25 protein-coding genes are annotated in these 21769 nt (G+C 38.1%); 1 reads left to right on the forward strand and 24 read right to left on the reverse strand.

What is annotated here, in order from left to right; translation table 11 throughout:
• Positions 1–284 precede the first annotated feature (284 nt).
• The 20 genes from MKY35_RS17860 to MKY35_RS17955 all read right to left on the reverse strand — a co-directional run bounded on the left by MKY35_RS17860 (position 285) and on the right by MKY35_RS17955 (position 18216).
• The gene (locus MKY35_RS17860) at positions 285–1340 is read right to left on the reverse strand and encodes an ankyrin repeat domain-containing protein (protein ID WP_342444397.1); all 1056 of its coding nucleotides are present in this window, start codon (positions 1338–1340) and stop codon (positions 285–287) included.
• Positions 1341–1791: 451 nt separating this feature from the next.
• Positions 1792–2097 (reverse strand): hypothetical protein, encoded by a 306-nt coding sequence (locus MKY35_RS17865; protein ID WP_342444398.1) that lies wholly within the window; start codon positions 2095–2097, stop codon positions 1792–1794.
• 195 nt (positions 2098–2292) lie between these two features.
• Positions 2293–2979, reverse strand: a complete 687-nt coding sequence (locus tag MKY35_RS17870; protein WP_342444399.1) for a hypothetical protein — start codon at positions 2977–2979, stop codon at positions 2293–2295.
• A gap of 177 nt (positions 2980–3156) precedes the next feature.
• Positions 3157–3501, reverse strand: coding sequence for a hypothetical protein (locus tag MKY35_RS17875; protein WP_342444400.1), 345 nt, complete (start codon positions 3499–3501; stop codon positions 3157–3159).
• A 249-nt stretch (positions 3502–3750) separates the two neighbouring features.
• On the reverse strand, positions 3751–4119 hold the full coding sequence (locus MKY35_RS17880; RefSeq protein WP_322252230.1) for a hypothetical protein: 369 nt from the start codon (positions 4117–4119) through the stop codon (positions 3751–3753).
• 266 nt (positions 4120–4385) lie between these two features.
• Positions 4386–4691 carry a hypothetical protein gene (locus tag MKY35_RS17885; RefSeq protein WP_342444401.1) on the reverse strand — a complete coding sequence of 102 codons (306 nt, stop codon included), beginning with the start codon at positions 4689–4691 and terminating at the stop codon, positions 4386–4388.
• A 775-nt stretch (positions 4692–5466) separates the two neighbouring features.
• A complete protein-coding gene (locus tag MKY35_RS17890; RefSeq protein ID WP_342444402.1) occupies positions 5467–7188 on the reverse strand; it encodes a helix-turn-helix domain-containing protein in 1722 nt (573 codons plus the stop codon).
• A gap of 108 nt (positions 7189–7296) precedes the next feature.
• A complete protein-coding gene (locus MKY35_RS17895) occupies positions 7297–8073 on the reverse strand; it encodes a (2Fe-2S)-binding protein (protein WP_342444403.1) in 777 nt (258 codons plus the stop codon).
• A 1-nt stretch (position 8074) separates the two neighbouring features.
• The gene (locus MKY35_RS17900; RefSeq protein ID WP_342444404.1) at positions 8075–9115 is read right to left on the reverse strand and encodes an iron-siderophore ABC transporter substrate-binding protein; all 1041 of its coding nucleotides are present in this window, start codon (positions 9113–9115) and stop codon (positions 8075–8077) included.
• A gap of 709 nt (positions 9116–9824) precedes the next feature.
• Entirely contained in the window at positions 9825–10202 is a 378-nt protein-coding gene (locus MKY35_RS17905; protein WP_013372313.1) for a retropepsin-like aspartic protease, read from the reverse strand.
• Positions 10203–10445: a hypothetical protein gene (locus MKY35_RS17910; RefSeq protein WP_013372314.1), complete on the reverse strand. Its 243-nt coding sequence runs from the start codon at positions 10443–10445 to the stop codon at positions 10203–10205.
• A 180-nt stretch (positions 10446–10625) separates the two neighbouring features.
• The gene (locus MKY35_RS17915; RefSeq protein WP_013372315.1) at positions 10626–11264 is read right to left on the reverse strand and encodes a hypothetical protein; all 639 of its coding nucleotides are present in this window, start codon (positions 11262–11264) and stop codon (positions 10626–10628) included.
• A gap of 293 nt (positions 11265–11557) precedes the next feature.
• Positions 11558–12919, reverse strand: coding sequence for a caspase family protein (locus MKY35_RS17920; protein WP_209950159.1), 1362 nt, complete (start codon positions 12917–12919; stop codon positions 11558–11560).
• 270 nt (positions 12920–13189) lie between these two features.
• Positions 13190–13585: a DUF2569 family protein gene (locus tag MKY35_RS17925; protein ID WP_174822156.1), complete on the reverse strand. Its 396-nt coding sequence runs from the start codon at positions 13583–13585 to the stop codon at positions 13190–13192.
• 267 nt (positions 13586–13852) lie between these two features.
• Positions 13853–14287 (reverse strand): hypothetical protein, encoded by a 435-nt coding sequence (locus tag MKY35_RS17930; protein ID WP_342444405.1) that lies wholly within the window; start codon positions 14285–14287, stop codon positions 13853–13855.
• Between the two features lie 274 nt (positions 14288–14561).
• On the reverse strand, positions 14562–15167 hold the full coding sequence (locus MKY35_RS17935) for a class I SAM-dependent methyltransferase (RefSeq protein ID WP_342444406.1): 606 nt from the start codon (positions 15165–15167) through the stop codon (positions 14562–14564).
• Positions 15168–15372: 205 nt separating this feature from the next.
• Complete coding sequence (locus MKY35_RS17940; protein WP_058711397.1) at positions 15373–15867, reverse strand: hypothetical protein; 495 nt, start codon at positions 15865–15867, stop codon at positions 15373–15375.
• Positions 15868–16124: 257 nt separating this feature from the next.
• Positions 16125–16937, reverse strand: a complete 813-nt coding sequence (locus MKY35_RS17945) for a class I SAM-dependent methyltransferase (protein WP_013372320.1) — start codon at positions 16935–16937, stop codon at positions 16125–16127.
• A gap of 499 nt (positions 16938–17436) precedes the next feature.
• Positions 17437–17841 carry a hypothetical protein gene (locus tag MKY35_RS17950; RefSeq protein ID WP_342444407.1) on the reverse strand — a complete coding sequence of 135 codons (405 nt, stop codon included), beginning with the start codon at positions 17839–17841 and terminating at the stop codon, positions 17437–17439.
• A gap of 150 nt (positions 17842–17991) precedes the next feature.
• Positions 17992–18216, reverse strand: a complete 225-nt coding sequence (locus MKY35_RS17955; RefSeq protein ID WP_010345209.1) for a helix-turn-helix transcriptional regulator — start codon at positions 18214–18216, stop codon at positions 17992–17994.
• Between the two features lie 153 nt (positions 18217–18369).
• On the opposite strand from MKY35_RS17955, the gene MKY35_RS17960 reads away from it, so the two are divergent.
• Entirely contained in the window at positions 18370–18657 is a 288-nt protein-coding gene (locus MKY35_RS17960; RefSeq protein WP_342444408.1) for a hypothetical protein, read from the forward strand.
• Positions 18658–18884: 227 nt separating this feature from the next.
• Here MKY35_RS17960 and MKY35_RS17965 read toward each other — a convergent pair whose 3' ends face one another.
• The 4 genes from MKY35_RS17965 to MKY35_RS17980 all read right to left on the reverse strand — a co-directional run bounded on the left by MKY35_RS17965 (position 18885) and on the right by MKY35_RS17980 (position 21706).
• A complete protein-coding gene (locus MKY35_RS17965; RefSeq protein WP_209950156.1) occupies positions 18885–19277 on the reverse strand; it encodes a VOC family protein in 393 nt (130 codons plus the stop codon).
• A 272-nt stretch (positions 19278–19549) separates the two neighbouring features.
• Entirely contained in the window at positions 19550–20362 is an 813-nt protein-coding gene (locus MKY35_RS17970) for a DUF2785 domain-containing protein (RefSeq protein ID WP_342444409.1), read from the reverse strand.
• A 147-nt stretch (positions 20363–20509) separates the two neighbouring features.
• Positions 20510–21040, reverse strand: a complete 531-nt coding sequence (locus MKY35_RS17975) for a hypothetical protein (RefSeq protein WP_342444410.1) — start codon at positions 21038–21040, stop codon at positions 20510–20512.
• A gap of 174 nt (positions 21041–21214) precedes the next feature.
• Complete coding sequence (locus MKY35_RS17980) at positions 21215–21706, reverse strand: hypothetical protein (RefSeq protein ID WP_342444411.1); 492 nt, start codon at positions 21704–21706, stop codon at positions 21215–21217.
• Positions 21707–21769 lie beyond the last annotated feature (63 nt).

Genomic DNA, 21769 nt, shown 5'->3' on the forward strand with positions numbered 1-21769 from the left:
CTAAGTGGTGCAGGGTTGTCAGCCTGATACGATTTCTTCGAAATGCCTCCAGCAGACCAAGGGGCATAAGCCTCGAAGCGTGAACATATTGTTATCAGATAATGATTGCCTTCTTCGAGTTACTCTACAACGCATTTCATTAATTACTTTATTTACTTGGTTCTTTACATTTCTTATTGTATTGAATTAAAATAATATCCCTCTTTCTTAGTTAGAAAGTGCTTAGAAAAAGGGAATGTATTTGCGTAAAAAGCTTATTATATACGGTGATAAGTCGAACTATATTATCGCTTATATTCAGGCTCTTCCAAAGTAATAGGATTCGGATTGCTGAGTACCCAATGCACTGCCAGTTCACACAGTCTCGCAGGTTCGTCACTACCATTTCCGTTATGAAGTTCTTTCACTAATGTTACTGCCTCCTTAAGTGAAGCGGGATTTAATGGTGTACCCAAGCTAAAGTAATGTATCGAACTATTGAGCATTTTACGATATTGGTTATCCCAGTTAATACCACCATTATCTAAAATTTCGTATGACACTTTACCAGTAATACGGATAACCTCACCCTGTACGGTTTGCGCATGTCCCTTTGAAGGAATTAGTAAATTCCAGAGTTCATTATATTGTGCCTGCCATTCTTTTGTTGATACTATTATTGAAGAGACGCCGTCGTGCGTCTTTCGCTTCTCTACTGGGGGAACATCAAATAGCTCATATAGACGTAAAAGTGCCTCATCGGTTTGATTCAAATATTCTTTATTAAAGCCTTCTCTGTGAAATTCAAAGTCATTTCCGATTCGCTTAATAGAATCTTTCATTTCCGGCGTTACAGTTGTTCCAGCGTTAAGCAAAATATCGGCAACTTCCGCCGTATTGACAATATCCGCGTTTTTGCACAATGCCAAAGCTTTCTCTAATGGAGTCTGTCTCATCTTATTTTTTGCGCTGATATTTGCGCCTTTAGTAACCAACGTGTAAACCGCCTTTGGTTTAAATGAACCTGCGGCGGCAAATAAAGGAGTCTCGTTTTGATAATCAACGGCTTCTACATCTGCACCCAAATCAAGCAGCAACTCAGTATTACCACACCAACTCATTGCATGTTTGTGCAAAGGTGTTTTTCCGTAATTGTCTCTAGCATTTATATCAGCACCCTGTTCCACGAGCCAGCGAACCAATTCATTCGGTACTTGGTAAAAGCACAAGGCTGTTGATTTACTATAACCGCCACGGGCATCCAATTCGCATCGGGTAAATACCTCTTTTAGTGCTGATATGTCACCTACATTAATTAGTTCATCAAAATTTTTCGGTAGGTTTTTTTTCTTCTTGCCCATATGTATTTTCTCTCCTTATGTCAGAGTTTATAAATTTTCTTCATCACCATATAAACTCTACATTTTACCATCTTTTTAATTTCTGTAGTATTAATAAAAATTGCGCTCTGAAATCCATCTCGCAGACCAAGGCTCCGAAGGAGCCACTGCTTGAATTTAACGTTATATGACGGATTCACTTCTAAAATCTACTTTCGTCAATGGATAAGGCACGTAGTCCGGGTGGCTCTGCCACTTAACCGGTTGAATGTTTCCGGTGAATCCGCCCTTCCGAAATGCATCTTCCGGGCTAAGGGTCGGGATTGTCCCGGCCAGATGAGTTGAATGCTATGTTAAATAACGTTGACTTTTTTCGAGTTAAGTAATTATTATTCTCGTTTCCATTTATGTGTTTCGAGTAGTTTTCCAGTTTCATAATAATACTTTATTACTTCAAGCATAGGAATTAATTCTATACAAATATTATGCAATAATTGCCTAACTGACCACCAGCAACCAGAAGAATTTCACTGTTTCCCTGTTTATCGCTCATAAGAGTATATATATTACCATCAATTGTAATTGACACTATGAAATATTCCGGTCCGCCTCCAACCAATGCTGAATCTGTATCTGATACCTCAAAAAAAACTAATGTAAATTTATCTCCATCAAGTTTTTTAAAAAAACTTAAAGTGTCTGCCCATGTAGGATTCATAACTATTTCTTCATTGAATGTGGTCCCAATCCATTCATCAATACTAATAGATTTTATCACTTTTTCTTTTCATCCTTTATAGATGGTTTTATTTATTCGGGGGCTTTCATCTAACGATTCTGTATTCACGATCCCAGCGAATGCTCGGGTGTCCTGCAGCTATCTCCTTTTCCAAAATCCTTCTGCCGGGCCGAGGGCGTATGCCCGATGCGTGATACTATGTTATCAGATGGACTATGACAATTTTGAGGGTATCTACAAAATTTCTTTTCCCTTTAATATTTCATTTGAGAACTGGTCCACAGCCAACCACGTCGAAACATCCTCTTTGATATTCTTATTCCAAGCAACTAAAAAATGTACTTGGCATATCTCATTAGAATCAATTAGTGTCATAGGAATTTTAATGCCTTTATCAGAACTTAGGATAAAACCGTGCTTTTCAAAGTCAGAGTTTAAACATAGCGATTTAGGAATCATATCTCCTTGATTTCTTCTTGCCATTAACATATCCCCGTCTTGTGTCCCCAAGTGTAAACGGTATATCTGATTCTCGTATTCGACAGCTTCAAGATCTTCCCCAGTATTAGATCCATAATCTGTCCAACTGTAACCCTCCTTCCAAGAAGCAGAAAAGCTGCACGTACTTATTTGAGTATTCGCATGAGGCTTTATTCTAAAAACTGCTCCCCAACATTCTTCTACTGTCAGATGTAAAGCGAGATTGAGCTTGGGTCTACAGACAACTAGCTCACAATCAAATGAATCATAATAATATTTATATAATGATCCACCATTTTTGAGTTTATAACTTTGTTCTGGATGATAGAAGTGATCAGAGACTGTGAGTGAAAATTCAATTATTCCAAGAGGAGTATGTATTTGTGGCTGTAAGAGATTGTTTTCTTTAATTAAGAGTTGTTCTCCATGAAATAGCTTCATTTTTTCCCTCCTCATAGTCTTTCTAATAACATTCCTGTATGCATGAAACCCAAAGGGGTCGTTCTGCTGAAATCCCCCTTTGAAACCCAACTCGCAGACCTAGGCTCCGAAGGAGACGCAACTTGAATATTATGTTATATGATGGGGATGTCTTCTTCGAATTTTCTACAGTCTATTTTAGTATTCTCCATTGTATTCCATAAAACTGGTTTGTTTAAAGAGTGTAATATGATATGGGGTATAAACATACTTTGAATTTGGACTTAAGACTTCAATAAAACTAATTGCTGCATCTATATAGTCATCTGATGAGAAAACATCTTCATCTAGAAATCCACTTAAGAGTGCTGCATCTCCTTTATATTTCAAACAAAGATAGCCATACCCAGGGTCAACTATAACTAAATTTATTATGTCATCTTCTTCTTGTTCTTTGGAACTATCGAAAAATCTAACTATTATGTCCTTATCTTTGTAATAAATCTCGGTGTCACAGGATAATTTATTATGACTAAACTTCATTGTGCTATTCCCCCCTTTTGGATTTTTTTAGCTGTTTTAAAAACTAATTTTTGCTTCCCTTTCACATAACGTTCTTGTATCTACGAATCCGAGAGGCTTAAGGCGCAAAGTGCCGGTTCCAACGGACTTAGCCTCGCAGGGTTGTGAGCTGATCCCGCTTCTCTCTCTGCTTTCCACTTCTAGTGAATCAAGGGCAACGGCCGCAGCGTAGATGCGATGTTATATGAGGTCAGTTCTTCTTCGAGCCAACTAATAATTATGCTTCCTTGCTAGTTCCCACTTCATGAATAAATTTATATCACTTATAGCATCTAATATTATTCCTTTATGTTCTATATTATTTTTTAATTCTTTCAAAATGATTGGTTTTACTAGTCTTTTATCTAACTGTTTTTTAGTTCTTGCTATATGTGCTAATCCCAATACAGAATTCGCTCTTACATTTGGATTATCATGTTGTGCTGATTTAAGACATATATCTTGAGCAAACTTCCAATTGTGATGATACATTCCAACTGAAAGTGGTAAATATATAAGTTCTTCTACTTCTTGACGAGTTAAAATATCTTTTATTTCCTGATCTGTGTATTCCTTGATATGCTTGTAAATTCGCTCCATAGTACTTGCTCCTAAATATAATCTTTTATACCTAGCTGATTTCACGTAACGTTTCTGAATTCAAGACGTCCGGCGTATGCCGGATATGTTCGGCTGATTCTACTTCATGGCTTCTCAACTTCTGCCGAACCGAGGAGCGAATGCGACGATGCTTGAATGTGATGTTATGCAAAGTACCATTACTTCATTGAATCTACTTAAAAATCCTGTATAATTCACCATCACCATTCTCTCCATTCTTCTGTAATATCTTGATCCTCCTCAATTTATAATCCAGCTAGTCTTGCTGCCTTATCTATAAATTCAGCCAGTTCTTCACGTTCCATCGTTTCAATAAAATAGTCGTTCTTTCCATTCAATTCATTAAACGTAATTACAATTTCTTCTACAGCCTTCATAATACTTTCAGGATGTTTAGTTTCTTGTAATAATATTAATTGGTTTAGATAGTTATTCAGGACTTTATCAGACATTAATAATCTCTCTTCCGTAAAAAGGTCATCTCCGTATTCAACCATTCTTTTGTTCCACAATTGAGTTGGTTTTTCATTAAATAGGTCCTGTAATGTCATTGGGCATATCCATCATTTTCTTATCTTTGTTTTAATAGATTTTTAAATTTGTTGCATAGTATTTCGCATATGAGTTTGCTTACTAACTTGCTTTTCACTTCACTTATCTAATTTTTTCTTTGATTCATCTTTTTTCATCTGTTAGTACACCCTTAATGAAAGACCAAGTACGGTCAACATCTAGTCAGTACAATTGGCTTGGAGGGTTTATTCCCTTCTAAGTCTCAGGTAATAAAAACCCACCTTCGGCTCTTAACCTTTAGGTGATTTTTTACCTTCTCTTGTTGTTATTGATGCATGTTAAAAATGCAAGAATAGATATCCAAAATAGTAACATTAGAGTCACCGCATCTTTTACTTCCATGGTCTCACTTTTCGAAGGATAACCATACCCACCCAAGAGTCAATTGTATCTATATTTTACCTGTGTTTACGCCTGCAAACAAGTGTTCTCATTTATTTTCTTGCATTTTTTCTTTTATTCTATTTGTTGTCCATCATTTCTAGCATATAACGCTTATGTGTTCACGATGTCCCTCTGACTTATGCGAACGAAATGAGCGGCCGCGGTGCGTATGTGTCCGCCTGTCCCTCCCTGGCATTCCTTTTTGCCGGACCAAGGAACCGGCAGGCTCCGATGCGTGGATATGATGTCATCTGATGGATTGGCCATAAAAAAACAGTTCAACTTTCCCTCTATGACATAAGGCAAAGATGAACTGTCTTTAGTTCCTGTTAAAATCTCTATGCGCACAAGTAGCAACTTCTTCTCTCATCAAGCCAACAAAGCCTGAGCGATCTGATCCACAATGCCATTGATGCCTGTGGGTCCATAACAGCCGATCCATGTCGCGGCATCGACCGAGTGTATGTGCTGGCGCTCAACGGTATCAAGCATTCCCCAGACACGTTGCTCTGTCGCGGATATTCCCTCCTGCATGAGTTCATGGCTAAGCAAGAAGTAATGGCTGGCATGTACAGCCGGTAGTCTGTCAACTGAGATGTGATAGGCCGTGTCGGAGGTATCTGCCACAAATAACGGAACAGGCAGACCTAGATCATGGTACAGCACAGCCCCTGTACGATGAGAGGCAGAATGCACGCGAACCAGAGAATCCAGCGGACGGATCAGTGCCACGCTCTTGCCTGCCAGAACGGGAGCAAGTTCTTCGGACAGCAATGTGGTTCGTCGGTGATAATCTGCTATAATACGCGTTGCCTCTTCTCGTTTGCCTGTCAGTTCACCGAACAGAGTCAGAATAGTCTGCCAGTTTTCATTGCGCTTAAACATGAGAACTGGAGCGATCCGGCTTAACTGTTCATAGTGCGGCTCATGTACCTCGGTGCAAATAATTAGATCCGGAGACAGTCGTTCCACTGCAAGCAGGTCGGGGTACTCATATGTTCCGAGTAATTCAGTATTCTGAAGTCCTGCCCTGATTGTTTGAGGGAAATGTAACACTGCATTGCCTAGTCCTACACTACCTGCTGGAGAGAGCCCCAGCGCAAGCAAATGATCGGCATATTGCACATCGAGTACAGCGATACGCTTCGGAGATCCGATAACATAGTATTCCCCTCGCATATGGCATATCACCGAGCCTTGGGCCGACTCATATGAAGAAGCTGTGCGGTTCCGCTGCAAGGAATGGGCATAGTCTATATCTGTTTTCGAAGCGGCATCAAGCCTATAACGCAGCGGAGGGACGCCATAATATTTCTTAAACGCCCTACTGAAATAATACATGTCGCGATAGCCCATTCTGTCAGCAATTTCACCGATGGGAGCATCCGTGTGACGCAGCATCCGCGATGCACTCTCCATGCGCAACTGAATGACATACTCAGTCAGTCCGAGCTGCTTCTCTTGTTTGAATCGTCGCTGCAGCTGTCTTAAGCTGCATCCAGCAAGGGCTGCCAGCTCTTTAAGCTCCAGATTCTGGCGATAATGCGACGCTATATATGAAGCGACAACATCCACCATGTCAGACGCTTCTCCTCCCTGATCACGTTCGTAATCCATGATCAGTTCGTAGATCATGTCCTGAAGCAACGCATTGGCATGAAAACGTTCCATCCCTTCGCCACGACGCCATTTGGCAACGATTTTTTCTGCATTCTCGATCCATTCTGCTTGGGTTACCGAATTTTGCACAAATGAAGTGCGCAACGGATGTTTTCGATATGAAGGCAAAACAAGAGAGGCTCCCTCCATAGAAGAAGCCTTGTACATGATCACGATATAATAAATGTCGTCTGATCTGGCCGTCAGCGTTAAGGATGTCCCCTTAACAACATGACCAGCAAAAAAAGCTCCAATGTGGCAAACCTCACCATTCATTGCAAGCTCTCCTTCCCCTCCGTATGCCAGCAACAATACATTCGAGGTTAATTCCGTTTCGCGAAGAACACTGCCTGTCTGCAAAGTACCGCTATACTCGTCAAGCATCTTGATCGTTGTATCACTCCATAGACTTGTCTGTTCTTGTAGCGGCATTTCTCTCATCTCCTGACAATAGCATCCTTTGCTAGAGTGACTCTCATGACTGGGCTTAACCAATTAACTACAACCAGGCCTGTTAGCAAAGTAAAATTGTTGCTGTTGTCATTTTAATTGAGATTTATTCTCATTGTCAATTTTCGGACATTTTTTGCAATATTCCCCTGACATCTGGTAATAAAAACAACAGGTGGTACGCTTGCTTTTCACGGCTGGAATGCTGTCCTTATTTTTTGTGAACCGGGTGAACGGATTTCTTTTTACACCGAACAAATGTCCGGGCGCTTCTTGCGTCAGATATGAAAAATCTGCCTGGATGTGCTGACTTTCTTGCTCATCATTGTCTACTTCAGGAGTATATAATGGCACAATGCGTATCATGATATTCTCCCAAAGGATACTCATCGAAAGAGGAGCAATCGCAGCAAGCGTCTTTAACAGCGGTGCAAGGTGTAACGCAAATATCTCCTTTACCACCTTTTCCCGCCACACTTCCCTGTCTCCAGTTAGTGCTTCTGCCCGAAGCCCGTTCATAGCTAGAAAAGGAAAATGCGTCCCCCCCTCATTAGCTGTGAGCGTCGGATGATAGAGAAAGCTGTTGTCTAGCCGAAAAGAAACATGCTGATGATGAACGGTCATCGCGGTCAGCAACGGAGCAATCCACAGGTAGCCGATTCGCTTAGCTAACATCGAAGCAGCTACCCTCATGTCAGGCGCACCAATATACTCTTGAAGCCAACTTAAATACTCTCGGCATGCAGCTTCTTCATGTAGTTGACTCAAAGCAATAATACGGACATTATCTTCAGACGGCTCACCAAGCCGAATCGAGTGTTCATCCACCGTTTGCCGCCATAAGTCAGTCGATAGATAATGGTCCATTTTAATTCGATCCCAACAGTGCTTCCGATGCCTGATCTACAATAATATTAATTGCAAGTGGGCCATAATAAGCGATCCAAAGTGTAGAATTAACATCATATGCACGGTTATTCTTGACTGCATCAAGGGATTTCCATACTGAACTGCTATCCAAAGCCTCTGCCTCTGCCGCAAACAACTCATCAGACAGAACAAAATAATGATCTGCACCAATCTCAGGAACTTTCTCCATCGAGATTTCAACGGAGGTATCATCTTTGATCTTCTGGACTAATGCAGGCATTTTTAAGCCCAAATCCTCATACAGAATGCCGGCTGTTCGATGCTCAAGACCATGAACACGAATGCCTTCTTTTCTCGGACGAATAAGTGCTACCGTTTCCTCTCCCAACTTCTCCGACAGCTTCTCCTTCAGTCCTGCAATTTTGTCCTCATAAGCCTTACGCACAGTTTCTGCCTCTGCCTGCTTACCTGTGATCGCAGCCACCGTAGCTAACGTATCTCGCCAATCCTCGTAGAAGTCAAGTACGATTGTGGGTGCTATTTTGCTTACACTCTCATACTCTTTCTCTTGAAAATCAGTCATTAAAATAAGATCCGGGTCCAATGCTACAATCGCTTCCAGATTGGGCTTGTCCCGTGTACCTAAAACCTGTACGTCACCCGGCTTATCGCCTAAATATTCTGGAAATGTGGTATTGCCCTCAGCGATAACACTGCCTGCCGGCTGCTCGCCAACGGCTAGCAATTGATCCAGAAATTTGACATCAAGCACAGCAATTTTCTTTGGCTTCTCGTTAAGCGTATACTGACCCTTCTTATGCGAGATCGTAACCGGGAAAGCTCCGGCAGTCTGAGACGCTTCATTTGAAGGCGTGTCCGTTGGAGTTGTAGCAGACTCATTGCCGCCATTTGTACCTGCTCCGGCACCGCAAGCCGTCAGTACAAGAACAAGGGCCAGCATCCAGCCCATTAAGAATCGTGATTTATGGTCACCATGTGCCATGCTTCCGGCAGCTTGCCTCTTTGTTCCTTTATTCATGGTGAATCCTCCTTATGTATGATAATGATTTTCATTATCGAAATATAAGGCGAGTATAATATATCTCCACATTGCGTTACCATGTACTTTTGCGACATTTCAGTCGGACTAATGCGACATGTAAACCGCTATATCTTCATTTACAATTCTATCAGCTCTTTTACTAATTACTGCATAATCATCGTCTAATGTATCAAGCCAATAAAACCAAGAATCTCCCATTTTTTCTTTCCATTCATTTGGGAGTTCCGTTATTTCTAATCTAGCAACAACTATTTAATCTTCATTTTCTTCAAAAGAATATTTTTCTTTTCATTGATTTCTACCTCTTGCGTCAATGTACATTCCATATCCATTTGTTCCATTGAAACTACAACAGAGGTTTGTATGATAAATTTGTGGGTACTCTTCATTAAATTCTGAATGTGGAAACTCATAAAATGTTCCTTTGGATTCATAAGCCATATTCGGTGAAACATCTATCTTTAATACCCTTTCGTCCGCAGATATTTCTAAAACATTTTGCTTTCTCCTTTTATCAAGTATCTCCTATAACGTTCTTGTATTTATGAACCCGTTAGGGGGTGTCTGCTGAAATTCCTCTCCGAAATTCATCCCGCAGACCAAGGTTCCATCGGAAACATAGTGTGAATATTATGTTAAGTGAAGTTCAACTTTTTTTTGAATAACCTTTTTAAATTTAATGGCTTTATGAACGAGAGAGTTTAAAGTTCTCTAGATCTACATTGAATTTGCCTTTTACCAATATGTCTAATCCCAATAATCCGTTGATATTGTGATATTTAAATGAAGTAAAATCTATGAGTACATCTCTTAAAATAAAATCTCCTACCTGTATTCCCTTGATCCGTTTGGAAAATGCGTGTTCTTTCCCTCCAATTCCGTAACTTGTTATGATTTCGTCATCCATCCCGACCTGAATCCCAATATCATCTACTTCATCCTGTGAAATCAATGTATGGCTTGCTCCTGTGTCAATAACTATGTTATTTATGACTTTCTTTTCTCCATTAAAATGGACTGTTATTTCGGTGAACAACAGCCCATCCCTATATTCAATTTTCATTTATAGATTTCTCCTTAAACCAACATTCTTCCGAACCTTCACAATGACCTGGTCCTTAGAAGTATGATAAACCAAGGTTTTGTCTCGGCTATTCAACAACTCTCTTGTTGCTTCTTCGTCACTTACAGGACCAATCACAGCGACGTCATCTATGATTTCTTTATTTTCTGTCTCTTCGAAATGAAGAATTTCAAACTTTACAAATTGATTCGGGAAGATTTGTTGTACTTCTTGCCACTTCACATTAATCCCTCCTGTCCTTTTATGGTTACATTATATCATTTAATTAGAATTTCACTTAACGTTCCTGTATTCACGACCCTAGCGAATGCTGGGATGTCTGGCCTCTGCCGGACCGAGGGTACATGCCCGGTGCGTGAGTATATTGTTTAAGTAAAGTCACTTATCTTCGAGTTATATTCGTCACGATTTAGAAAAATTCTCAATATAATGTTTCATAAAAATTATATAATTATCATGACTTGAATCAATATTAAATATCTGTCTATCTGTTACACCTTTCTCTCTTACTTCTATTTTTATGTTTCTTTGGTTACGTTTAAACTTGATATCTAGAAAAACTTCTTTTATTAAATCGTGTTCTATTTGACTATCTCCCGGGAAATTAAAAATATGTTTTTCTGTACTTGCATTGAATAGTGCAACAATATCTATAAAGTCTGACACTTGTTCTTTATTTGGAACAACAAATTCATGTTCAACTAAATTCCTTACAGAATTTATTTTATTTAATATTCTAGGAGCAATAATTCCTAAGTTTTTTAAAGTCTCTATCTTCTTAGGTACATTCCATTTTTTTGAATTTCCAAAAAAACCAAATGCAATCATCAAACAATCAATTTGGCAGTCAAGAGATCTCTTTGCATTTGAGAGAGCATTTATTAAACTGTGTTTTTCAGTTCCCGATTCTAAATCAAATTCAGCAAAGGACAAGTATTCTGAAGGCGTAACATCAAATGGTATATCTATTTCTTCATGTCCACGAGAACTCCAATAACTATTATCATTACTTAGAAAATCAATCACCTCAGAAAATTCCATAAGATCAACTCCAATTTAGTATTTAGGTGATTTCACTTAACGTTCTTGTATTCTCGAACCCGAGAACCTTAAGGTCGGCTTGACCGGCCGGGTTCGCTTGCAGACTTAGGTTCGCAGGGTTATCTGCCTGACTTCACTTCCTCGAAATGCCTCGGGCAGATCAAGGCTCCGCCAGGAGCCGCAGCGTGAATATGTTGTTATCTGATGTATCTGCCCCACATCTCCGAATTAAGACAGGACGTCGACCCACATTTAATTACTAATGTTATAATATATTTCAACTGAATATCTATTTACTCGTCAATTTCATTTAATAATTCTTTTTCAATTTCCTTTTCAAGCAAAAAATATCTTCTAATTTCATCCCAGCAATCCGAAAAGATTTCTTGAATCTCTACTTCCTCTACATTGTAATCACTAGAATCTGTATATATTTTAAGTTCATCATTAGCAACGTCGAATTCAGAATTAAATATTGTATCACCCATTGGGTGTAGGCCTGAAATTTTTAAGGATAGCCCCAGAGAAACAGTTATTTCTCTCGTTTTGTCATCTTCGTAAAGAAATGCACTAATGTTGAATTTATCATCACTTCTCTCAAATATAACTTCTTCCTCCCACTCGTACTCCATTAGAAAATCCATAATTTCTTCTAATATCTTTCTTATTTCATTCTTAACCTTACTAATCCTTATACAATACGCCTCTACATCTATTTCTTTCAATCCTTCATAATCATACATTGGAAAATGTCTTCCATCATTCTCGAGACCTCTAAGATGAGCAATTATCAAGTCATTTTCAAAATCAATAATAAGCCTTTCAGGAATAAATATAAAATCAATATAATTATTACTTACTTCAGAATTAGCTCCTGAAACTTCATAAATAATAAATGTATTTGAGCTAGAGACTTCGGCCCATGGTTTTTGAGTTCCTCTTATGTCTGTACTAGATTTAATATAATCCGGAACTATTTTGCCTAAATAATTCTGCAATGATGTACTAGTAATAAATCGTTCACGTTCAACTGCTTCGGGGGCTTCTCCATTTAATGCCTTTATCAGAAAATGTGTCCATATTCCATGTTCTAGTTCTGGACTACCGTATGATTTCTCTCCACGTGAACATGACAGAAACATAGCTCTATAGTTGCTTGATCGCACAAAATCGCTAAACTCTTTGGTATTCATATCAGCAATAAAATCTCTGCTAACTAATTGCTCATCAATATAACTCGCACATGCATCTATAAATATCAAACATTGATTACATCTTGAGTTTCTTAGTGGCTCCATTAATATTCGGTTTAGTGAAACAGTAGTTTCTTGTATATTATTTGGGTGAGTGTCCCACGTTGTTATTTTGTTATATCCTCCATCATAAAATCCATGACCAGCATAATAGAAAATAAATCGATCACTTTCAGTAAGATTTGATATCTCATATTGAAGTTCTTCATTAAGCGCGGATTTTGTCGCATCAACATCAAGCCAAAGCTTAATATTTTCTTGAGGTACTTTAAGATTATTTATAAGCCATTGTTGAAATGCTATTGCATCATTCCTCGCATAATCAACTGTCTTGATTCTAAATTGATAATTTTCCACTGCTATTATTACTGCGAATGTATTCCCATGAAATCCTGAATTCATAAAACACCACCCATGAATCTGAATAATTTCTTCGAGCAACAGGACGTTGCGAATATAATACTTTCACTCTCTCTGGGGCAGATCTTTCAGATAACGTTCTTGTATTCTCGAACCCTCACTGGTTTAAGGAGCGAACGTGCCGGGTCCGACGGACTTAGCCAGTGCAGGGTTGTCCGGCTGCTTCCACTCCCCCAAAATGTCTCTGCCGGACCGAGGGCCGAATGGCCCGATGCGTGAATATTTTGTTATCTGATGCCAATGCCTTCTTGATTAACTTTCAAATGTTGCTTTGACTCGTTTTGAGTTTTTAAAATACAAAATCCATATTGATCCAAAAATAATTGTAGAGATTAAACTTGGGAGTTCATCTATTTTGTTAATTGTGAGAATGAAGTTTAAAAATCCAAATATTATAGTGATTATTTCAATTTGAATTATTATATTTGGTCCTTTCCTTTTCTTCTTCAATATAAGCACTAGAGAAACAATAATTAAGACTTCAGAAAATAAATATATTCCGACAGAAATAGTTCTAGCAAGATTCCAACCAATTGTTCCAACTAACATATAAATATAAAATTCGAAATAAAGACCTATTAAATTACTTATAAGTAGATAAAAAGAATAGATCACAAAGAAAAGCAGCCAGCCTTTAATTCCACTCATACTATTCTGAGATAATTGCATTATTGGCTCCTTAATTTTGTCTTTTATTTGCATTGAGCATTGGTTTCAGATAACGTTGTTGTATTCACGACGCTCCACCACCTTAAAGGAACGAGGTGACTGGCCGTAACGCGGTTGGGTGGTGGGGGTGTGTTCGCCTGAATCCACTTTCAGCTTTGCCTCATCGGGCGAACCGAGGGCCGAAGGGCCCGAAGCGTGAATATTTTGTTATCTGAAGGATCGGTCTGCTTGAACTACTATCAATAACTATTCAACCTTTACTTCAGCAATAAAGAAATTCTCTCCAGGTATTGAATCTCCAGCCATTCTTCTTATCATTGACAATTGACCAACATGTGTCATTGCATCTGATAATGGTCCTTGAATCAGTTTTTCGATAATTCTATCTTTGTTTGGTATTCCATTTGATTTCATTAAATTGTCTAAGTTATGCAGCTCATTAAAAAATGTCTGTACTTCGTCATTCCAGTTTCCTGATTCTTTCTTAAGTTGTACTTGGTTATCAAAAACGGATTGGGCATATCTTATGACATCAGACATGTGTGCCAAAATTTCAATTGGAGTTCTTACACCGTTACCGAGCTCATAATTCGGGTAATTACTTGGAGCATTTAGAATTGCTTTTGAATATCGATACCTGAGAGACGAGAGGTAATGTCTTAAAAAGTAAATTTCATCCATTTTTATTATCCCCTTTTCTAATTCTTCTCTTTTTAAAGGTCTACCGATCTTTCATATAACGTTCCTGTATTCACGACGTCTCAGCGCCTTAAGGCCCGTATAGGGCCGGCTGCCGCTTGCGGCAGTTAGGCGGTGGGATGTGTCCGGTGAATTCACTCCCCCGAAATGCCTCTTCCGGACCAAGTGGCGGACTTGACCCGCCACGCAGCGTTGAATGCGATGTTAACAGATGTCCACGACCTCTTCGAATTACATACGATAAATCTTTATATATTCATTTCTTTAATATGTAATCAATAAATCCTTGTCGTATTTTTTTGCCCTCATAGATTCTTTCCAAAACTCGATCTTCTTTATAGATTAATTTCATATCATTAAACATCGCATCAGCTTCATTGTAATCATAATACGAATGGATAACTGGCTCATTATCTTCAATCTGTTCATATTGGTTATCTCCTAAATCAACACCTTCTCCAACCCGAAAATCCTTAACGGTTAGGAAATTCACAAATAATACTCCATTGGGTTTCAATACCCGTTTCATTTCATTGATTGATTGTTTCACATCTTCTTTTCTCATATGAAACACCGAGTTATATGAATACACAAAACTAATCGACTCGTCACTAAATGATAAAGATCTCATATCACCATGTTGTATATTTAAATTCTGTCCTCTCATTTCTGCAAATCGATTCGCTTTTTGAAACTGTTCAACATTCATTTCTATTCCAATAGTTTTGTATCCATAATGGACAAATAGACTTAATGGAGGGGAATCACCTCCCGCCCCGCAGTCCAATACCGTTCTTTCCATACCGCTTTCATTACATAAAGCTAAAAATCTATACAGTGGTACTTGTCTGAAAAGCTCCACAACAATCGTCTCCTTCGTCTTTTGGTTTTATAGTTTTATTGTTTCGTGGATTTCTGCTAACGTTTCTGTATTCACGACACCCAGCGAATGCTGGGTGTGTCCGACTGTTCCTGCCTCCCAGAAACCCCTCAGCCGGACCGAGGGCGCATGCCCGCAGCGTGAATATTATGTTAAGTTGAAGTTACCGACCTCTTTGAAATTCTATCTAAGTCCTTATTATCTTTACATATGTCCTTACTGAATCAGACTCAGCCTCAATATTTTTATCATTTGTTTTATTTTCAATTATTTGTAGCCCATTAAAACATGCGTTTTCTTTATACCATTCAATTAATTCAAATAGTGGTATACTTTGTTCTACCACACTCGTATCTTCATAATAAGAAGCTAATGTAATTATAAATGTCGGCGCCAGAGCGTCGGCACTTAAGTAAAATACAAATTCCTTATCTGTATAATGCTTTTTAAGATATAACTCTACTTCTTTCTCAAGAAAAGAAAACGCTTCTAATAATTTATCTGATGGTACTCTATCCTTCTTTATAAGCCTATTAAATCCATGAATATAAATAAAATTATGACTTTCTTCAATGCCAATTAGCTTAGGATCATTTGAAAATAAAAAAACTGGCGAAGTTATTATTTTAGTGATTTCTCGGTATGCCTTCTCAGCGTGTTTTTTTAAGTAATCTAGAATCAAGTTCTTACCCTCTCTTTGATAATTTCACTTAACGTTCAGGCATTCACGAACCCTCACTGCCTTAAGCGACCAACGGGAGCGGCCGCGATGCGGTTAGGCAGTGCAGGGTTGTCCGCCTGTTAATCTTCCCTGAAAATCCTCGGGCGGACCAAGAGGCGCGACAGCGACCCGCAGCGTGAATGTTTTGTTATCGGATGTCAATACCTTCCTCGAACCTCTAAAAATCTTGGAGTCAGTTTCGCTTTTGTTTTTATATCTTATAGTTTTCTTGCCTTTATCACAAAAGTTACTGGAAGCATTTTTGCTCTCTTTGCCATATCGCTGTTATCATCCCGCAATTGCATAAACTCATAATCACATTCCTCAATCATTAGCTCAATTACAAACCCAGCTTTTGCAAGTGCGTTTACATAAGTTGACAGCATACGGTCCGCTAACAATAGCTCACCTTCATCAACTGCCACCGGATACCAACCTTCATTAAAGTAACTCTTATTAATTACAAACCTATCATTTTCTGTAGTAACCCATCTGTGTATAGGGTGAGACCAACTGAAAATAAATAGCCCGTCTTTTTTAAGGTAAGAAGATATTCGTCGAAAGGTACCCTCAAGATCGGTGGTCCAACCTATGGCATAAATTGAATAAACATAGTCAAAATAATCCGTCGGGATGCCGCATTCTTCTTCCATGGGAGAACATATCAATTTTGCTGCTATTCCACATGACTTCAAATGTTGCGCTGCCTTTTCAATTTGTCTTTCTGAAATATCCACAGCCCATAGTTCAGATGCGTTTCGTTCCCCTTGATATTGCAAGGATTGACCATTTCCGCAGCCGATCTCCAGCAGTTTTTTTCCTGAGATATCACCAAAGAGCTGGCAATTTTCTTCTGAGATAAATGCTCCATAATAAGGGAGCACGATTGCTTTTAAGAAGTCATTGCCTTTGGTATCCCAATATAGGCTGTTTGTTTTATGAACAACATTCTTTTTTAAGTCTTCCGAGCTGCCGACACCATTTTCCCCGTCAACAATAATGCTTCTTCTATTTAATGAATTCTTGTCCATGAAGGCACCTTCTCTTAGTAGATATTTATATTTGAGCATTTCAGATTTGCATTAATTTCTGATAACGTTTGTGTATCTACGAACCCTCACCACCTTAAGGACCGTAGGTCCGGCCGCGATGCGGTTAGGTGGTGCAGGGTTGTCTGGTGAATAGGCTTCCTCAAAATCCCTCTTGCAGACCAAGGCCGTCAGGACGCAGCGTATATACGATGTTAACTAATGTTCCGGCCTCCTTCGAAATAATCAATACTCTGGTCTTTAAATAGTTCTTTCAATTCCCTTGATGTTTCACTAACAAAGATCTTAATAATTTCTGCTTTAAAATAGATAGGTGCTATATGAGGTTCATTCTTTAGATCTTGCAGCCATCTCACCTTATTATCCCTATACTGATTGACTTCAAGCTGCGTAATGTAAGGATTTATTGTATATCCCTTAGCTTTTAAGAGTTTTGTAAACAGTTTTTCAGTACTTCCCATTGATCTTAAGAGATCAAATTCTACTTGGCTAACTTCAAGGTTATATGTCTTTCTAATATCATTCTTTTCGCCTCTGTAGTTTTCTCAAAATCGAAATAGACGGTATCTGTCCACCTTAAATCTGTATAAATATGTGAAAAGTAACCTATAACAAAGTCCTTCCATTCTGGCCCTGCTTGCTTCAGTAAATATTCCTTGCACTTCTCCATGATCAATTCCTTGGCTGGTAATTTATCGTTATGTACGAGATGAGTCACACCTTTTTCTTCCCTGGATACCTTCCCTCTCATATGAATCGCATCCGGAGCAATACTGCCTAATAAAAAATTGGGTGAGGGGTCATTAATAGAAAGGTTTTCTGAAATTGCAAAGTGTACCATAGGCCAAGGCAAATTAATTCCTCCTTTGATATTTCCTTCAATCATGAACTTGTCGGAATTTCAGTTAACGTTCCTGTATTCATGAACCCCGAAGGGGTTGTCTGCTGAAATGCTTCCCTGAAATCTTCTCGCAGACCAAGGCTCCAAAGGAGCCGCTGCTTGAATATTATGTTATATGACGGAATCGCTTCTTCACTACTGGTTTTCTTCGGGTACATACTCAATTAAATCTGATAATTTGCAGTTAAATGTATCGCATAGCTTGAATAAAGTTTCCAGCTTTGTTGTTTCTATATTCGTTTCCCTATACAACTTGTTGATTGAATTCCGACTTAAGCCCGATTTCGCCATCAATTCTGTTATATCATCTATTCGATGTTCTGCCATGAGTTCTCGTATATTGCACTTGATTACGTTCATCTTTTCCCCTCCATAATTCTATCTTATCTCCCATACCAGCAATCATCAACGAAAAGCGAAGTTTTAACTCTATAACGTCAAATATTCACCTTACAATTAACTTTATAAGGTTATATAATAACTCTGTAGAGTTAATTAGAAGAGGGATAACATATGATTAATAAATTAGAATCATTAACAGAGCCGCTTATAAGAATACGTTTAGAATTACTCTTCGCTGAGCTTCTGGAGTACCATACGGGGTATAATCAGCTTTCTTCGGAGACAGATCGATACTTTAGAACGCTTCGCGAAGCGTTACCCGATCAACTTCAACATACGGTTTTTCTGTACGAAGATGCTCAAATATCTCTCCAATCCATCTTAGAAAGAAGCATCTACATACAAGGTTTCAAAGACGCTCTACAACTCTTTAGTGAATTGAAAAATTCTAACATCTAGAGGATCATATGATCCTCTTTTTCTATTTCTATTATTTCTGATTCTGTCGTATAACGTTCCCGTATTCACGACGTCCGACGAAGTCGGATGTGTCCGGCTGCCTCTACTTCTCCGAAATCCCTCTGCCGGACCAAGGGTCGGGCTTGTCCCGCCCCGCTGCGTTGAATGCAATGTTATCAGATGTTGGGGCCCTCTTCAAAATACCTACATTATCTCTTGTATTATTGTTATTTCCATATCTTCATTCTTTCTTCTAAATTTGAAGTATGTAATTCAAGCTGTATTCCATCTGGATCTAAGAAATTGATTGTCCAACCTAATCCTCTCTGTATAGGGCCTCTCACTATGTGAACCTCATTCTCTTGAAGTACCTTAACAGCATCCATGAAATACTCCTCTTCAATATAAAAAGCTATATGGTCAAATCCTAACTTTCTCTCTATATTCTCAGAGTAATTTTCTTGTTCAACTAGGCAGATCCAAGCAGTTCCCCATTCTAAATATGCATCTTTATTTCCTTTATGTCTAATCATCAATCCAAGAATCTGAGTATAAAAATCCAATGATTTATCCAGATTCTTGACATTAATGGTCAAATGATTGAAACCTTTAACTAACATTGTCTGTGCCTCCTCGAATTACCTAGATGTGGATCTCTGATCTTATATATATTATACTTAAAAGCCCCAATTTCTGATAACGTTTGGCATTCCTGACGTTCAAGCAGCTTAAGTGACCGCAGGAAACAGGTCGTCAGACTTAGCTGGTTGAATGTATCGCCTGAATAATCTTCTTGCAAATCCTCCTAGCGATCAAGGGCGAATGCCCGCAGTAGGAATGTTGTGTTATCGGATGTTCGGGACTTCTTCGATTTAACTAAAGTTTAGTTTTTTTAGAGCTGGTTTAATGTTTTTAGTATTTCTTTAGTTATATCCTCAGATCCGCTAATATTCAGTAATTTAAAATATACACTTCGCAAAAGATTCTTGATGTTCCCTCTAATTGTGTCATATTGTGGATATATTTCTAATCTTTCAATGCCCCCAAGCTGTTGCACCCAATTAATTAAAATATCTTTCATAAGGATATCACGCTTTACAATTTGAATTACTACTTCTGCCATTCTTTCATCTTCATCGTTTATAAAATAATAGTTATTAACACAAGCCTTTTCCCCTATCAACTCTAAAATAACCAATAAATGTTTCTGAGAATAATAAGATGCGGCTGAAATAGAATCTAAACCATCAGCAGCATGTGCAATCGAATGTGCCCATCCCTTATCTAATATATATCCTCTAAAATCCTTCTCAAGTTCAAAATATAATGTCATTCTAGAGTAAATATATTCATATTCATGTTCAGTTAAATAATTAAAAATATCGTTATAATGTAAAGCAAGCGGAATGAACAGGGCTGAAAAAGAACGTGTAAACACTGTATCTTGATCGTTATCACCAATTCCATAGAATAAATGATCATCATCTAAAGTCACGTATAATACTTGTCTGACTAATTCTATACTTAGTTCTTGATTCATTATCCATCTATATAAAGTTCTATAAATGAGCTTATCCCTTAATTCGTCATCAATCGACCCAATGTGTTTAATCATTTCATGAACTACTTGATCTATGTCTGTTCCATTAGGAACTTTATAATTATTATCTCTTACATCTTTTAGAAAGCTTTTAATGCTGTTCATTTATTTCTCCTTATTTTTAGGGTTCCCCCCGAATTTCCGATAACGTTCCTGTATTCACGACCTAGCACATGCTGGGTGTCCGGCGAATGCCGGACCTAGGACGAATGTCCGCAGCGTGAATATTATGTTAAGTTATGTTCCTCTGAATTACCTATCAAATACGTCTTGAAAATATTTATCCATTAATTCTTTATTCTTAAATCTGTCTTTAATATGTTCTTTTGCTCTTAAACAAGCATTTTTATAACCTTCACTTCTCATACTGTCCGCAAGAAAAACCATTTCAATTATTGGATCATTTGGTTCCAACTCGTATGCTTTTGACAGCATGTTTTTCCCCATGCTTTCCCAATGCTCATAGTCTCCAAAATGATGAGGAAACAAAGTGATCATATAACCGAAAATCAATAAAAACTGCGTCTCTTTCGAGAAATTATGTATCCCTTCTTCTGTAATTTCGTTTAATGTCAATTCAATCATTTCATAATCGTTATCATCAAGCCCCTGAGTAACAAACGTATTTCCAGATTCGACACTCAAATACCAGGATATAAAACCTAAATTCAAGCATATACTCAAGTCACGCTTCCCTTTGTCCCACTCTCTTTTCGTTGACAGAAAGGCTTCTTGATAATTTTTTGCAGTCTCAAATTGATTTAATTGATCTCCATTAATCATCCTTTAGCTTCCTTTCAATTTTGCCTCGGAATTTCACTTAACGTTCCCGTATTCACGACTCAGCGTAAGCTGGGTGTCTGGCGAATGCCGGACCAAGGGCGTATGCCCGCAGCGTGAATATATTGTTATCTGCTGTTACTACTTCTTATGAATTAACTCTGGATTATTTCTTTTCTATTTATTTGTTTGTGATAATTCTTCAATGTGTTTTTTAATGATTTCGCCCCCTTCATTTGAACTTAAAAATTCTCTAATTTCGTTCTCCTTTGTCTCTTGTCTCACTATTGAAATAGGTTCTTTTCTCTCGGTTTTAAAACCAATTAACGTTATTGCTATGCCTAAACTAATTAATGTAATTGCATCACCAAAAGCATTCACTTGCTTAACAGATAGATCTATTTTTATATTTGGTAAAACAATAATAGCCAGTACAGCACAACTAAGAAACAAAGAACGTAGACTCGTAAGAAATTTATTTGATTTTAATTTCTTATTTTCCATTATTCTCTCAATCATGAATTCAATGAGATCGCATAGGATAAGAAAAAATGCCGCTATAGATATATATAGCAACCACTTCCCGGTAATATCAATAAGAGGCGTAAGTCTCAATATAGCTAAAAGAACAAATCCAATTCCGACAACTTTAGTGAAGGTTGCGGTCAAAGCTTCTCACTCCCCAGTATATTTTAATTTATTGTAATTGCAGATAACGTTTCTGTATTCATG

Source organism: Paenibacillus sp. FSL L8-0638 (genome assembly GCF_038593075.1).
GTDB lineage: Bacteria > Bacillota > Bacilli > Paenibacillales > Paenibacillaceae > Paenibacillus > Paenibacillus polymyxa_D.

Excerpts from the sequence above, each read along its gene's own strand:
- MKY35_RS17860 (WP_342444397.1), bottom strand. The coding sequence starts at position 1,340 with ATGGGCAAGAAGAAAAAAAACCTACCGAAAAATTTTGATGAACTAATT.
- MKY35_RS17870 (WP_342444399.1), bottom strand. The coding sequence starts at position 2,979 with ATGAAGCTATTTCATGGAGAACAACTCTTAATTAAAGAAAACAATCTC.
- MKY35_RS17875 (WP_342444400.1), bottom strand. The coding sequence starts at position 3,501 with ATGAAGTTTAGTCATAATAAATTATCCTGTGACACCGAGATTTATTAC.
- MKY35_RS17880 (WP_322252230.1), bottom strand. The coding sequence starts at position 4,119 with ATGGAGCGAATTTACAAGCATATCAAGGAATACACAGATCAGGAAATA.
- MKY35_RS17885 (WP_342444401.1), bottom strand. The coding sequence starts at position 4,691 with ATGACATTACAGGACCTATTTAATGAAAAACCAACTCAATTGTGGAAC.
- MKY35_RS17890 (WP_342444402.1), bottom strand. The coding sequence starts at position 7,188 with ATGCCGCTACAAGAACAGACAAGTCTATGGAGTGATACAACGATCAAG.
- MKY35_RS17895 (WP_342444403.1), bottom strand. The coding sequence starts at position 8,073 with ATGGACCATTATCTATCGACTGACTTATGGCGGCAAACGGTGGATGAA.
- MKY35_RS17900 (WP_342444404.1), bottom strand. The coding sequence starts at position 9,115 with ATGAATAAAGGAACAAAGAGGCAAGCTGCCGGAAGCATGGCACATGGT.
- MKY35_RS17905 (WP_013372313.1), bottom strand. The coding sequence starts at position 10,202 with ATGAAAATTGAATATAGGGATGGGCTGTTGTTCACCGAAATAACAGTC.
- MKY35_RS17915 (WP_013372315.1), bottom strand. The coding sequence starts at position 11,264 with ATGGAATTTTCTGAGGTGATTGATTTTCTAAGTAATGATAATAGTTAT.
- MKY35_RS17920 (WP_209950159.1), bottom strand. The coding sequence starts at position 12,919 with ATGAATTCAGGATTTCATGGGAATACATTCGCAGTAATAATAGCAGTG.
- MKY35_RS17925 (WP_174822156.1), bottom strand. The coding sequence starts at position 13,585 with ATGAGTGGAATTAAAGGCTGGCTGCTTTTCTTTGTGATCTATTCTTTT.
- MKY35_RS17930 (WP_342444405.1), bottom strand. The coding sequence starts at position 14,287 with ATGGATGAAATTTACTTTTTAAGACATTACCTCTCGTCTCTCAGGTAT.
- MKY35_RS17945 (WP_013372320.1), bottom strand. The coding sequence starts at position 16,937 with ATGGACAAGAATTCATTAAATAGAAGAAGCATTATTGTTGACGGGGAA.
- MKY35_RS17950 (WP_342444407.1), bottom strand. The coding sequence starts at position 17,841 with ATGATTGAAGGAAATATCAAAGGAGGAATTAATTTGCCTTGGCCTATG.
- MKY35_RS17955 (WP_010345209.1), bottom strand. The coding sequence starts at position 18,216 with ATGAACGTAATCAAGTGCAATATACGAGAACTCATGGCAGAACATCGA.
- MKY35_RS17960 (WP_342444408.1), top strand. The coding sequence starts at position 18,370 with ATGATTAATAAATTAGAATCATTAACAGAGCCGCTTATAAGAATACGT.
- MKY35_RS17965 (WP_209950156.1), bottom strand. The coding sequence starts at position 19,277 with ATGTTAGTTAAAGGTTTCAATCATTTGACCATTAATGTCAAGAATCTG.
- MKY35_RS17970 (WP_342444409.1), bottom strand. The coding sequence starts at position 20,362 with ATGAACAGCATTAAAAGCTTTCTAAAAGATGTAAGAGATAATAATTAT.
- MKY35_RS17975 (WP_342444410.1), bottom strand. The coding sequence starts at position 21,040 with ATGATTAATGGAGATCAATTAAATCAATTTGAGACTGCAAAAAATTAT.